Source organism: Helicobacter ailurogastricus, from assembly GCF_001282945.1.
In the GTDB taxonomy this organism is placed as follows: domain Bacteria; phylum Campylobacterota; class Campylobacteria; order Campylobacterales; family Helicobacteraceae; genus Helicobacter; species Helicobacter ailurogastricus.
This window is the reverse complement of record NZ_CDMG01000002.1, coordinates 530,488-543,887: the sequence shown is the minus strand read 5'-3', so window position 1 is coordinate 543,887 and position 13,400 is coordinate 530,488. Positions and strand designations below refer to the sequence as shown.

Sequence of the window (13,400 nt, the reverse complement as noted above, 5' to 3'; positions counted from 1 at the left end):
GACTCGGAGGTGAGACTATGCTTACAAGTGAGACTACACGCAGAGGTGAGACTATACCAAAGATGGGCTATGCCCAAAGGTGGGGCTAACCCCCGAAGTGGGGGCTATACCCCCACTTCTTTACCCTTTTCTAATTTACGCACTTCTTTGATGCGGGCGGCCTTGCCTTTTCTGTGGCGCAAGTAGTAGAGTTTGGCGCGGCGCACACGCCCCACTCTTAAAACCTCAATGCTCGCCAAGCTTGCCGAATAAAGAGGAAAAATCCGCTCCACACCCACGCCATTTGCGCCCACTTTGCGGACACAAAAGGTCTTGCCAACCCCACTGCCCCGCAGACTAATGCAAACACCCTCAAAGTTTTGGGTACGCATTTTATCGCCTTCTTGGATGCGAATCCCTAAGCGCAGAGTGTCGCCAGCTTTAAAGCGGGGAGGTTGTGCCTTGATTTGAGTGTCTTCAAAAGACTGCAAATAGCGGTTTTTCATTTGGATGGACCTTTCTTGTTGTTTTGGCAGAAATTTTGCAAAGACCTATCTAAACAATAAAAAGGGGGACGAAAATATTTAGTCCTCTGGATAGATAAATCGTGCATAATCGCGCCTATTCTAGCATGGTTTCCCTTTGAATACTCTGAAATTACGGGCAGTTGCGTACAACTGGGTTTTTTTGCTAGGTCATAGGTGTTGGCAAAATTCGGGGCTTCTAAGAGATTTTGGCTAAAACTTTCATTCTCGAGCGAGTGGGCGTTGCCTAAAGTCCCCTTTAAAAGCCGCGCCACGCTATCGCACACACATAGGGCGGGCAACTCCCCGCCTGTAAGCACGAAATCGCCTACACTAAAGACCTCATCGGCGTGCGCTTCGATCAAGCGCTCATCAAAGCCATCGTAACGCCCACAGACCAAGATCAGATGTCGGTAGGTGGCAAGCCTCTTGGCATCTTGTTGGGTGTAGGGTTTGCCCACAGGGCTTAAAAAAATGACATGCCCGCTTTCTAGGCTCTCTAGGGCGCTTTCGACCATGTAGGGGTCTAAAATTTGCCCCGCCCCCCCACCCACTAAGGGGAAGTCCGCTCTTTTAAATTTATGGGGTGAAAAGGGGCGCATATCCACTAAATCAAGGCTAAAAATGCCTTGCACTAAGGCCCTTTTTAAAATGGAGTCCTCAAAGTAAAAGGACAATAGGTTAGGGAAAAGGCTAAGGACACTAAAGCGCACTAGCTTTCCTCTAAAAGCCCCAAAGCGTCCTTGGTTTCAATGCGCTTATTGTTTAAATCCGTGCTAAGGACATAACGGGGGATGTAGGGGATTAAAAAAACTTTAGCGGGGGCTTGTACCCGCAAATAATCCATGCCCGCCAAAGTTTCCACGCCTAAGATCACGCCCAAAACCTCCCCACTATCCACAACTTCTAGCCCAATGAGCTGAGAGACCAAAAATTCCCCCTCTTTGAGGCGGCAATGTTTTAAGGTTTCTGCCTCGCTCATCGCTAGAGTGCAACCTGTAAGCTCTAAAGCCTGTTCTTTCGTGGCCACACCCTCTAAAAAAAGCCAAGAGGTTTTAGAAACATAAGCGCGGATGGTGTAAGTTTGGGCGGGTTTGAGGGAGCTATAAACTTGCACGCTCGCACCTTGAGTTAGGCACTCTAAACAATTGCTTTGCAAGTTGAGCTTGAGGCCACCCTTTAAGCCCACAGCCCGTCCCAACAGCCCGACCACTAAGAGATCAGAGGACATAGGGGTTTTCAGAAGCCACGACCACGATTTTATAACCAAAGCCATCTTTGGCCTTGACTCCAGAGATGAAGGCCTTGATCGCGCTCACCATTTTGCCGTCTTTGCCAATCACTCGCCCCATATCCAGCGGGTTAGCGCAAATGCAAACTTCTTTAATTCCCGGCTCAATGAGGCGCACTTGCACCCGCAACACCTGCGGATAAGACACGATCTTTTTACAATACTCGACGACAAAGTTTTCTATGGGAAAACCCATAGGGTTTTCTCCCATAGAGTTTTCTCCCGTAACACCCTCTCCCTTGTGGCTCTCTTGCAATGGGCCCTCTTGTGGGTTTGGCTCTTGCATGGCGACCACCCCCTTAAAAAGATTTTGGGCTTATTGTTTAGAGAGCTTTTCCACTCTCTCGCTCATTTTAGCCCCCACACTTTTCCAGTAGCTCAATCTCTCGTGATCGATTTGTACCACCTTAGGGTTGCTTAAAGGGTTGTAATACCCGATGGACTCGATCCAACCCCCATCGCGGCGTTTGCGCGAGTCTGTCACCACAATGCGGTAAAAGGGCTTTTTCTTGCGCCCACTGCGGGTAAGTCGTACAATTGTCATGGCGTTCCTTTTCGTTTGTTGCAAATTTTCTATTATAGTGCTTTTTTCTAAAAGCAAACTTTGTTTAAGCAAATGCGCCCATTGCCTTTTATTGTGCTAGAATGTGCCCTCATTCCAACACAAAGGATTTTTATGCAACGCATTGAGGCTAAAGGTTTTGCGATTCACTCCAAAGAGGGCAAGTTCCAACCCCATGATTTCACCCGCCACGCTTTAGGCGAAAAAGATGTTTTGATCGACATTCATTATTGTGGGATTTGCCACAGCGATGTACATTCTGCTTACAGCGAATGGCACGATGGCATTTACCCCATGATCCCCGGACACGAGATCGCAGGTGTGGTTAAAGAAGTGGGCGCGCACGCGCGCAAATTCAGAGTGGGGGATAAAGTGGGCGTGGGTTGCTTTGTCAATTCTTGTAAAGAATGCGCCCCCTGCCACGATCACTACGAACAATTTTGTAAAAAAGCGGTGTACACCTACGATTGCCCCGATCACTTCCACAATGGCGAGCCACATATGGGGGGCTATTCTAATTGCATTGTCGTGGATGAGGACTACATCATCCGCATCCCCCACGATGCGCCCCTAGACAAGATCGCCCCCCTCTTTTGTGCGGGCATCACCACCTACTCGCCTTTAAAATTTTCCAAAGTCAAAGCCGGCACTAAGGTGGGGATTGCAGGCTTTGGTGGCTTGGGGCACATGGGCTTAAAATACGCCTTAGCGATGGGCGCAGAGGTGAGTGTGATTGGGCGCTCTGAGGCCAAAAAGGAAATGGCGTTAAAAATGGGCGCAAAGCACTATTATAGCGATGTGAAGGATGCTAAGGGGGCAAATTTAGATTTAATCCTCTCAACCATCCCCACGCCCTACAACATGGCAGATTACTTAAATGTGCTCGCCTATGGAGGCGAGCTTGCCATTGTGGGCTTGCCCCCAAGAGACAACCCCCCCTCTTTAAGTGCCTCTGCTCTCATCTGGCACGGGCATAAAAAAGTCTATGGCTCTTTGATCGGAGGGATTAAAGAAACCCAAGAAATGCTAGACTTTTCCATTTTGCACAACATTTATCCTGAAATCGAGCTTGTTACGGGTCAAGACATCGATCGGGTTTATCACGACCTCACCCACTCTAACGCCCAATTCCGCTATGTCATCGACATGAAAAAGTCGTTTTAAGCTTTTCAAGCCCTTTGGGGCTGGAGATCAGTAGATCGTTACATGCTCGGGTTTGCAAAAGAGCACCAGCTCTTTGCCATCATTGAAGCGGTATAGGTCGATGTGCCCCTGATCGAGCACAAAATCCACGCTACAATCGCTCACCGCCACCTCCACGCGCACCATTTGTTCCTCTTTGGGGTCGCGCTTCATGGTTAAAATCCTCCCCGTGAAGGCCATGGGGTCTAAAGTGATGCGCTGTGTGAAACTGGGAATCAAAACCTCTAAAACTTTCAAAATAATGGTGATCTCATCATCGATTTGGCAATTCTCCACTTCTAAGCGGCTGCATTTGGCTTGTACCACGACATCCTCGGCCTCAAAATGCACCCGCCAACGCCCCTGCCCCCTTTCGTGCAAAGAAATTTTACCTCGGATACGATTTTTGACATAAAGACTTGAACTTGGCATAATCTTCCTTAAAACATTGATCTTAGAAGTCTAGCACAACATCAATAATAGTTGCTACCGATGCGGGCGATCAAACCTCCTCTAACAACTTCACCAATTGATCGTAGCAAAAAGCTTGCACTTTTTCGTGCAAACCAGTAGAAACTTTAGCGTAGTGAGCGGGGTCGTTAAGCAAAGTGTTTATTTTCTCTGCCATCTCTTGGGGGGTGTGCGCGATGAGATCGGGGCACAATTCCTTGACATTGCCTATGGGGGTGCAGACAAAGGGCGTAGCAAATTGCAGGCACTCTAAAATCACCATAGGAAAGGCTTCATAGGGAGCGTGGCTGGCGTGTAAAAATAAAGTGGCTCTTTTAGAGGCCTCCAACACTTCATCTCTAGCCAAAGCGTAGTAAAAAAACACCTCCTTAAAGCCAAAGTCTGCATCCAATTGCGCCTTTGACGCTTTGAGTCTGCTTAAGGTGTGGTCTTTGTCTAAAGCCCCAATGAAAATTAAAGGCAGGCGTGCTTGGCTTAAATAGTAGGCCCTCAAAACAAAGTCTTGTCCTTTTTCGGGGTAGTAATTTGACACGTTGAGGACATAAGGCGTGTCGAGCAAAGCGGACAATTTAGGGTCTGGTTGCGCTTTGGCGTTTTGGTCCATTAAGCTCACCTCAAGGCTCTTAGGCGGGCAAATGTCCTTAGCAAAGACCCCATTAGGCAAAATCCCCACACTCGAGCAAAAGGGCTTTAAGTAAGCATAGCCATGACTCTTGTTGTGTAAGAAAAACACCCTATCATAATGTTTAATGTGTCTTTTCACTTGTTCTTTAAACCACCACGGATAAATCCCCTTGGGGTAGAGTTTAAGCGTGGTTAAAAGAAACTTCACGCTGTCTTTAACAAAGCGTTTAAAGCCAAAGCAACAACTCATAAAGGCCTGCTCGCCGTGGTTGATCAAAACCTTTTTATGGGCTTTGAGGCTAGGCAAAAGGGAGATGATTAAATTGCTGTTCCAAGTGAGTAACGTCACATTGATGAGGAGATCACACGCGAAGTTTTGCACAAAGTCTTTATAAGCCTGCAACTCCCCTTGCCAGCCCCCCACTCCCGCGTAAATGTTAAAGGCGATCACGGACAAATTGGGGGCGATTTGTATGGCTTCTCTTTGCATAGTGCCGCTTTGTATCGTCTGTTTTGCGCCCTCTCTTGTCAGCTTTTGGTGGGCAAAACTACCGCTTGTCAGCACAAAGACTTGGTGCCCCGCTTGGCTCAAAGCACGGGTCAAATTATAATCCGCCACCGCCGTACCAGTCTGTAAAGGGTAATACTGCTCCGTGCAAAATAAAACAACCACAAAATTCCTCACTTATTCAATCTAACCACAAAAGGCCCATTCTAACACATGAACGCTTAGGGGGTTTTAGATCAAGTCTTTTTGCTTATTGCCCGTGTGTCAGGCGTTTTTGCTTGATTTAGCGCGTTTCATTTGAGAGCGCAGGCGGCTAAACCAATCTTCCTCCCTCTAGGTTGTAAATGTGAGTCGCCATTTGCAGGCTAGCGGGGTTGTGCGAAATCATGATGATGAGGCGATTTTCTTTAAGGCTGTAAATGGTTTGTTTGATGTTTTCCTCTGTGTCGCGATCTAGGGCGGAGGTGGCCTCATCAAAAATCAGCACGCTCGCCTCTTTATACAAAGCCCGTGCAATGGCAATTCGTTGCCTTTGCCCCCCGCTCAAATTTGCCCCAAATTCCTCCAAAAGGGCGTTTAACCCGCCCAAATGCGCCACAAACTCCCACGCCTGCGCCTGCTCTAGGCATTTTATGACCCTATCCTCGTCAATGTCTAAACCATAGGCGACATTCTCCGCCACTGAGCCACTAAAGATAAAGACCTTTTGTGTCACAATGCCGATTTGTGCCCTTAGGCTCTTTTGTTGCAAATCTTGTAGAGGGATGTTGTTGATGGTGATTTGTCCGCTCGTGGGCTTGTGTAGACGCAGGATGAGATTGACAAGCGAGCTTTTACCGCTTCCGCTCTTGCCCTGAAGGGCAACAATTTGGTTAGAGTGTAGGTTTAAGTTAATGCCCTGCAACGCTGGGGCGCTGTTGTCTCTATAAGCCAAATCAACATGAGTAAAAGTGATGTTGGTGATGGGGCCCTCTAGGGTGTTTGCGCCATCACAAATAGCGGGTTTGCGCTCTAAAATCTCATAAATGCGCTCGCCCGCCACCAGTGCCTCTTGAAAGTTTGAGGCGATGCGCACGAGCCGTTTTAAGGGGGTGTAGAGCATAAAAAGGGCGGTGATGAAAGAGAAAAACGCCCCCACGCTGATGTGCCCTTTAATCACCTCCAGCCCGCCCAAATAAATGATTAAAGCAATGGCAATCGAGCCTAAAAACTCCATTAAGGGGCTGGAGATTTCAGCGTATTTAATGCTCTTTAGGCTCAAGTTAAAACAGGTTTGGTTTTCTTTTTGAAAGGCCTGTAATTCTAGGTCTTCCCCATTAGAAGTTTTAATGACCTCCACGCTGTGAAAAATCTCAGACAACCTCGCAGTCATGCAGGCGTTGGTTTCTTGGTTTTCTTTGGAAAGTTTTTTGACTTTTTTAATGATTTTGCTTAAGGGGATGGCCGCTAAGGGCATGATCACCAACCCTATCATGGAAAGTTCGGGGCTTTGGTAAATCACCACGCAAATTAAACCCACCACGCTTAAAAACTCGCGCACGCTCTCGGCTAGGTAGTTTGACAAACTCGCCCGCACCAAAGCAATGTCGTTCGTGATTCTAGAGATCAATTCGCCTTTTTTAGTGCGCTCAAAAAAGCCAATCTCCATACAGAGCATGGTTTCTAGCATTTTATGGCGTAGGTTTTTAATGATGTCTAAGCCTATGTAATTGGTAAAATAAGTTTGGATATAGACCCCTCCACTCTTGCCTAAGTAGGCCACAATCACTAAAAAAGGCAAAACACTTAGCATTTGTGTGTCTTTGTTAATGAAAATGCCATCTAAAGTGGGCTTGACTAAATAAGTCCCCCACGCCGTGCTAAGAGCCACGATGAGAGAGGCCAAAACGATCCACACAAACGAGCCTATATGCCCCTTTAAAAAGGGGGCAAAACGCCTAAAAAAGAGCTTCACGCGAGGGTGTAGCCCGCGTCTAAGATTGCCTCCTCAATTTGCGCTTTGGTGGCGGGGGCGTTGAAAGTTACCGTCACTTCTTGTTTATCTAAATTCACTTCAATATGTTCGATGCCCTCTAACTCCCCGATAAACTTTTCAATTTTATCCACACAATGATCGCAGGTCATCCCACTCACTTTAAGCACTTCTTGCATCGTTTTCCTTTTTGATTTTTTTATGTGCGCCCCTAAGCCTTTGGGCGTTAAACACCACGCTTAAGCTGCTAAGACTCATCGCTAGGCTAGCTAGCATAGGATTTAGCATAAAGGGGGCTGCCACACCACAGGCTAGAGGGATTGCCAGCGCATTATAACAAAAAGCCCAAAACAAATTTTGTTTAATGTTTCTAATGGTGATCTTGCTTAACTTGATCGCCTGCAAAGCTGCGCTTGGATGGTTATTTAGGCTTAAAATATCTGCCACCTCCAAACTCGCCCCGCTGCCTAGCCCCATCACCACCCCCACATCGCTTTTAGCCAAAGCGGGGGCATCATTTAGCCCGTCGCCCACCATCATCACCACCGCCCCGCTTTTTTGCAAGTCTTCAAGGGTGGCTAGCTTGTCTTGGGGTTTTGCCTCAGCTTTGTAATCTAAATTTAGCGCGCCCGCCATTTTTGCCACGCTTGGCTCTCTATCCCCACTTAAAAGCAAGGTTTTTAACCCATAGGCATGCATGTCTGCGATGGCCTCTTTAGCCCCCTCTTTTAAACGATCCTCTAACACAATCAGCCCCAAGATTTTAGCAGGCGTGCCAAAAAACACTCCGATCCCCTCAAAGTCGCCTAAATCGCTTGTGTCTTTAAAAAACTCTAAACTGCCCGCTTGGTAAAGTTGCCCAGCAATTGTGCCGCTTAAGCCAAGCCCCGGGGTCGCCCTCACTTCTTGCGCCTCTAATAAGCTTGCCCCCTGTTCTTTGGCATATTCTAAAATGCCCTTAGCAATGACATGTTCGCTCTGCGCCTCCAAACTGGCACATAGACTAAGCAAGTCTAAAACCTCCACACCATCAGCGGGGCGCACCTCTTTAACCACAGGCTTGCCTAGCGTGATGGTGCCCGTCTTGTCTAAGAGCACATGGCTAATGTCTTTGGCACGCTCTAAACTCTTTGCGTCTTTAAAAAAGAGCCCCAATAAGCCCGCCTCTTTTTGCGCCACCAAGAGCGCCATAGGGGTGGCTAGCCCTAGCGCACAGGGGCAAGAGATCACCAACACGGCGATAAACACCTCCAAAGCCTCTTTAAAGCCCCCCTTAAACACCCACACAATGAACGCCAAACTTGCAATGGCGATCACAGTGGGGACAAAGACCCCAGCAACTTTATCGGCCAGCCTTGCAATGGGGGCTTTAGAGCCCTGCGCTTTGGCGATTAAATCTAAAATCTTAGCCAAAGTGCTTTGCGCCTTGTTGTGGGTGGCTTGCATTAAAAAGGGGGTGTTGGTGTTGAGTGTGCCCGCAAACACCTGAGAGCCCTCTTTTTTGAGCACGGGCATGCTCTCCCCACTAAGCATCGACTCGTCTATCTCGCTCGCCCCCTCAACAAGCACGCCATCTACGGGGACATAAGCTCCTGGCAAGACTCGTAAAATGTCGCCCTGTCGTAGGCTCTCAATCGCCACCTCTACATCTTGCCCGTTTTCCACCTTAAGGGCTGAGCTGTTGTGCTCTTGCATCAGCTCTTGCATCGCCCTTAGGGCTTTGTCTTTAGAAGATTCTTCGACCCGCTTACCCCCCATCACAAAGAGCAAAATCACGCACACACTCTCAAAATAGTAGCCCTCTATCAGGGCGTGGTTGTAGGCGCGCAAGAGCAGCACTAGGCTATACACAAAGGCCGCGCTCGTTCCAAGCGCGATCAAGCTATCCATATTGGGCTGGCGCGCAAACAGTGCCTTAAAGCCGTGGATGTAGAAATTGCGCCCCATGTGCATGGCGATCAAAGTTAAGACCAGTTGCACTAAACCATTGTTAAAGGGGTTCTTTAACAAAGCAGGCAAGGGCAAAAGCGGGGCAAACATGGATAGACACAGCACCCCAAGCGCGCTAAACATGGTGAAAAGCAGTTTTAGATTGGGGGTTAAAAAGGACGGCTCTAGCAAGTCCTTGAGCGGCTTTTTTTGGGCGGTGTAGCCCAGTTTGGAAATTTGCTTAAAAATGTCCTCTAAACTTGCTTGGCTTTCATCATAGACCACAAAGGCTTTTTTACTGAGTAAATCCACCCCCACTTCTTTGACGTACGCCTTGCGCCCCAAAGAGCGCTCGATCCCACTAGAGCACGCGCTGCAAGTCATGCCCTCAATGTAAAACTGTGCCTTTGTCATTTGTGCTTAAAGACAATCCTAGCCATTAAAAACACCCAACGCGCCAGCCCATAAAAGAGATAACCAAACATAAAAGCGCCTAGTACCTCTAAGGGGCGCACAAAGAGCAAGAGCAAGAGCAAGAGCAACAAGACAAAAAGTTTTAAATTCCACTGCACTTTTTTAAAGTTCGGGTAGCGGATATTGCTCACCATCAACACCCCTAAAAACACGGTGTAGGCTAAAAAGAATTTGCCCCAACCCGCCCGCAAAATGCCGTATTTGGTGTCTATCAGCACCCCCAGCACCACCAGCACCGCCGCGCTAGGAATGGGGATACCAATGAAAGAATAGGGGTCTGTGGTTTGGGTCGTAACATTGAAACGGGCTAGGCGGATCGCCCCAAAAATCACAAACAAGGCACAAGCTGCCATGCCCCAGCGCCCATAAAAATGCCCCACATAAAAGTAGGCAATCAAACTAGGGGCCACCCCAAAAGCCACGGCATCGGCCAGCGAGTCAAACTCTAGGCCAAACTTGCTCGTGGTGTTGGTAAGCCTAGCAATGCGCCCATCTAGCCCATCTAAAACTAAACTGCCCACCACCATCCAGCAGGCCACGATAAACTCCCCATGCGAAGCGTGAAGCATCGCCATCACGCCCAAAAAAATGCTACTGGCCGTGAAAAGATTGGGGAAGAGATAAAGCGGTTTCACTAGCTTGCGTGCTCTTCTAGGGGGACTAAACGGCTCTTTAAATTGTGGCTTGTCTCGTAATCGCTGATGATCTCACGCACCCGCTCGCCCGTGATGACCTCTTTATCAAACAACTCGCCCACCATCACCTCAATCGCCTCTTTATAGTCGCTTAAGGTCTGCTTGACATGCGTGTAGCGCTCCTCCAGCAAGGTTTTAATGAAGTGATCCATTTGCTCGGCGGTTTTCTCGCTAAACTCTCTGGGGCTACCAAAGCCCCCCCCTAAAAAGGAATTGCGCTGTTTTTCTAGCACCATCAACCCGCTCACATCGCTCATGCCATAGTAACTCACCATGCCCTTGATGATGTCGGTCGCTCTTTCTAAATCGTTGCTTGCCCCCGTAGAAATCTCTTGTAAAAACACATCCTCAGCCGCGCGCCCGCCTAAAAGCACATCGATCTCGGCGATCAGCTCGTGTTTTTGCATTAAATATTTATTCTCCTCTGGGGTGTTTAGCGTGTAGCCTAAAGCTGCCATGCCCCTTGGGATAATGGATACTTTATTCACCCGCGCTGAACCCTTTGTCATCTCGGAGATCACGGCGTGTCCGCTCTCGTGGTAGGCGACAATCTTTTTCTCTTTGGGCGAAATGCGCCGACTTTTTTTCTCTAAGCCTGCAATGCCTCTTTCTACCGCTTCTTTTAAATGCTGTTGCTTGACTTCTTTTTGGTTATTGCGTCCTGCCAACAACGCGGCTTCATTAATGATATTTGCCAAATCCGCCCCGGCCAGCCCAGCGGTGAGCTTGGCGATTTCTTGCAAATCCACATCGTTAGCGAGTTTCACGGGCTTGATATGCACCTTTAAAATCTCCACCCTGCCATTGAAGTCGGGTTTATCCACCAACACTTGGCGGTCAAAGCGCCCGGGGCGCAAAAGGGCGGGGTCTAAAATCTCGGGGCGGTTTGTGGCGGCAAGCACGATCACGGGCGCATTTTCTGAACCAAAGCCATCCATCTCGGCTAAAAGCTGATTTAAGGTTTGCTCCCTTTCATCATTGCCGCTAATCATCCCACCAGCTGCCCGGCTCTTGCCGATCGCATCGATCTCATCGATAAAAATGATGCTCGGGGCTTCTTTTTTAGCGATGTCAAAGAGATCACGCACCCGGCTTGCCCCCAGCCCCACAAACATTTCAATGAAGCTACTGCCCCCCATTGAAAAGAAAGGCACACTTGCCTCCCCTGCTACAGCCTTAGCTAGTAAAGTCTTGCCCGTGCCAGGAGGGCCCACTAAGAGCACGCCCTTAGGGATTTTCGCCCCCAAAGAGGCGTAGCGATCGGGGTATTTTAAAAAATCCACGATCTCGACCACCTCTTCTTTGGCCTCTTCATTGCCTGCCATGTCGTTGAAGCGCACTTTGGGCTTTTCAGCGTTGATGAGCTTTTTAGAGCTGCCCATGCCAAAAATCCCCCCGCCCATGTTCTTTTGCATGCGGCTTGCCATGAACATCCACAGTCCCAAGATCACCAACACGGGCAAGAGCCAGCCTAAAATCTCGGTGAAAAAATTAGACTCGCTAAAACCAGAGTAGTTGATTTTTTGCGCATCCAAAAGCGGGACTAAAGAGAGATCGGGCACCCTCTTAGCCACATAAATCGTCTTGGTTCCGCCCTCTTTGCTCGTGGCTTTAATCAAAGTCTGCCCGATGCTGACACTATCCACTTCCTTTTTCTCAATGAGCTCTTTCATCTCGTGGTAGCTAATGTTCTTGGTGCTTGTGGATAAAAAGCGTTCCCCAAAGCCATCATCGCTGTTCATCACCCGCATCGCCACGATCGCCACGATGATAAACACCACGATCAAGACCAAGGGATTTTGCAAAATGGGCTTTTTGGGGCTTGGATCGCCCGGTCCTTTGTTGTTTTCCATAGAATTCCTTACAGTAATTAACTTTTAGATAAATGCAAACACACCCACTCGTTTTCTTGGGTGCGTTTCTTTAGGTTAAAGGCGTTTGTGTATGTTTCTAAAACGCGCTCGGTGTGCTCGTTTAAAATCCCTGATAAAAAAATCTGTGTTTTGGCGTGGCTTGCCTTTAAAATCGCCGGGTAAAGCTCTACAATCACGCTTGCCACAATATTCACCACGATCAAATCGTAGTCTTCCCCCGCCACAGAACCCAGCCAAAGCTTTTCATAGGTGGCGTGGTTTTTGGCAAAATTCTTTTGGGTTTCTTCAAGGGCTAGCGGGTCTGTGTCGCATAAATGCACCCTTGCGCCCTTTTTGGCTAGGGCGAGCCCTAAAATCCCGCTCCCGCAGCCCACATCTAGGGCCACTTGCCCGCTCAGCTCAAGGGGGCTAAAGGCTTGTAAGAGTAGGCGGGTGCTTTCGTGGTGCCCCGTGCCAAAGGCTAGGCTCGGATCAAGGCTTAGACAAATGGGCGCGCTTAAAGGGTCGGCCGCCCAGCTTGGATTAATGGCAAAATCCCCGCAAACAATGGGCGACACGCCCGCCTTGTAAGCCTCGATCCAGTCTTTATTTTCGTGCTGTGCACTGTGGTGGTAAAAGCCGATCAAATCTCCCGTACGCTCGGATAAGTCGGTACAAAATTCTTTTAGAGCCTTTAAAAGGGGCTTGGGATCGTGCTGTGAATAGACAATAAAGCCCTCTTGAGGCAAGGGCGCGCTTGCACCAAAATGTTCATAGGGCAGGTTAGGAGCTAAACTCTCTTCAATCGCCTCTTGTGTAAAGTCGAGCAAAAAGGCAACAAAAAGATCGGGGTGGCGTGTGGGTAGGATGATCGTTTTAAAATAGACTTCTTGCAAGAGACGGCCTATTTAGTCATTTGTCCCCAACACGACCTCTAATTTTTCCTTGAGCACCTGCGGAGTGAAAGGTTTAACAATGTAGTTATTCACCCCCGCTTTTAGGGCGGTGATGACCTCCGCCTTGCCCCCCTCTGTGGTGATCATAATGATGGGCAGATCTTTAAAACGCCCGTCTGCACGCACCTTTTTGACCAAGTCTAGCCCATTCATTTCGGGCATGTTCCAATCGGTGATGAGTACTCCCGTGGTGTCGTTAGCGTCCAACTTTCCCCACGCCTCCACGCCATGCTCTGCCTCCAAAATGTCCTCATAGCCCAAGCGTTGCAAGGTGTTTCTGATGATTCTTCTCATGGTCGAACTGTCATCCACAATTAAAATTTTCAATCTCGCTCCTTATTTTAGCGCACAGCCAAAAATCAATGCCCCATTTTAGCATA

15 protein-coding genes are annotated in these 13,400 nt (G+C 48.5%); 1 reads left to right on the top strand and 14 read right to left on the bottom strand.

Annotated features, from left to right (window positions below; genetic code table 11):
- Positions 1–104 precede the first annotated feature (104 nt).
- From rplS to rpsP, 5 genes are all read right to left on the bottom strand, one after another.
- Positions 105–485, bottom strand: coding sequence for a 50S ribosomal protein L19 (gene rplS / locus HAL07_RS02790; RefSeq protein WP_053941822.1), 381 nt, complete (start codon positions 483–485; stop codon positions 105–107).
- Positions 482–1,216: a tRNA (guanosine(37)-N1)-methyltransferase TrmD gene (trmD, locus tag HAL07_RS02785; protein ID WP_053945000.1), complete on the bottom strand. Its 735-nt coding sequence runs from the start codon at positions 1,214–1,216 to the stop codon at positions 482–484. Before trmD ends, rplS begins: the two co-directional genes overlap by 4 nt.
- The gene (gene rimM / locus HAL07_RS02780; RefSeq protein ID WP_238374470.1) at positions 1,216–1,779 is read right to left on the bottom strand and encodes a ribosome maturation factor RimM; all 564 of its coding nucleotides are present in this window, start codon (positions 1,777–1,779) and stop codon (positions 1,216–1,218) included. The genes trmD and rimM overlap by 1 nt, the downstream gene beginning before the upstream one ends.
- Positions 1,724–2,005: a KH domain-containing protein gene (locus tag HAL07_RS02775; RefSeq protein ID WP_082355810.1), complete on the bottom strand. Its 282-nt coding sequence runs from the start codon at positions 2,003–2,005 to the stop codon at positions 1,724–1,726. The genes rimM and HAL07_RS02775 overlap by 56 nt, the downstream gene beginning before the upstream one ends.
- Positions 2,006–2,110: 105 nt before the next feature.
- On the bottom strand, positions 2,111–2,338 hold the full coding sequence (rpsP, locus tag HAL07_RS02770) for a 30S ribosomal protein S16 (protein ID WP_053945057.1): 228 nt from the start codon (positions 2,336–2,338) through the stop codon (positions 2,111–2,113).
- 132 nt (positions 2,339–2,470) lie between these two features.
- On the opposite strand from rpsP, the gene HAL07_RS02765 reads away from it, so the two are divergent.
- Positions 2,471–3,520, top strand: a complete 1,050-nt coding sequence (locus HAL07_RS02765; protein WP_053941147.1) for an NAD(P)-dependent alcohol dehydrogenase — start codon at positions 2,471–2,473, stop codon at positions 3,518–3,520.
- A 27-nt stretch (positions 3,521–3,547) separates the two neighbouring features.
- On the opposite strand, the gene HAL07_RS02760 is transcribed toward HAL07_RS02765, so the two are convergent.
- From HAL07_RS02760 to HAL07_RS02720, 9 genes are all read right to left on the bottom strand, one after another.
- On the bottom strand, positions 3,548–3,970 hold the full coding sequence (locus HAL07_RS02760) for a hypothetical protein (protein ID WP_053944997.1): 423 nt from the start codon (positions 3,968–3,970) through the stop codon (positions 3,548–3,550).
- A gap of 70 nt (positions 3,971–4,040) precedes the next feature.
- The gene (locus HAL07_RS08150; RefSeq protein WP_238374469.1) at positions 4,041–5,306 is read right to left on the bottom strand and encodes a glycosyltransferase family 4 protein; all 1,266 of its coding nucleotides are present in this window, start codon (positions 5,304–5,306) and stop codon (positions 4,041–4,043) included.
- A gap of 148 nt (positions 5,307–5,454) precedes the next feature.
- On the bottom strand, positions 5,455–7,095 hold the full coding sequence (locus tag HAL07_RS02750) for an ABC transporter ATP-binding protein (protein ID WP_053944996.1): 1,641 nt from the start codon (positions 7,093–7,095) through the stop codon (positions 5,455–5,457).
- Positions 7,092–7,292: a copper-binding metallochaperone CopP gene (gene copP / locus HAL07_RS02745; RefSeq protein ID WP_053944995.1), complete on the bottom strand. Its 201-nt coding sequence runs from the start codon at positions 7,290–7,292 to the stop codon at positions 7,092–7,094. The genes HAL07_RS02750 and copP overlap by 4 nt, the downstream gene beginning before the upstream one ends.
- Positions 7,276–9,456, bottom strand: coding sequence for a heavy metal translocating P-type ATPase (locus HAL07_RS02740; protein WP_053944994.1), 2,181 nt, complete (start codon positions 9,454–9,456; stop codon positions 7,276–7,278). Before HAL07_RS02740 ends, copP begins: the two co-directional genes overlap by 17 nt.
- The gene (gene pssA, locus HAL07_RS02735; protein ID WP_053944993.1) at positions 9,453–10,151 is read right to left on the bottom strand and encodes a CDP-diacylglycerol--serine O-phosphatidyltransferase; all 699 of its coding nucleotides are present in this window, start codon (positions 10,149–10,151) and stop codon (positions 9,453–9,455) included. The genes HAL07_RS02740 and pssA overlap by 4 nt, the downstream gene beginning before the upstream one ends.
- Entirely contained in the window at positions 10,151–12,064 is a 1,914-nt protein-coding gene (gene ftsH, locus HAL07_RS02730) for an ATP-dependent zinc metalloprotease FtsH (RefSeq protein ID WP_053941153.1), read from the bottom strand. The genes pssA and ftsH overlap by 1 nt, the downstream gene beginning before the upstream one ends.
- Before the next feature lie 17 nt (positions 12,065–12,081).
- Complete coding sequence (prmA, locus tag HAL07_RS02725; protein WP_053944992.1) at positions 12,082–12,960, bottom strand: 50S ribosomal protein L11 methyltransferase; 879 nt, start codon at positions 12,958–12,960, stop codon at positions 12,082–12,084.
- Positions 12,961–12,972: 12 nt separating this feature from the next.
- Positions 12,973–13,347 carry a chemotaxis response regulator CheY gene (locus tag HAL07_RS02720; RefSeq protein WP_053941155.1) on the bottom strand — a complete coding sequence of 125 codons (375 nt, stop codon included), beginning with the start codon at positions 13,345–13,347 and terminating at the stop codon, positions 12,973–12,975.
- Positions 13,348–13,400 lie beyond the last annotated feature (53 nt).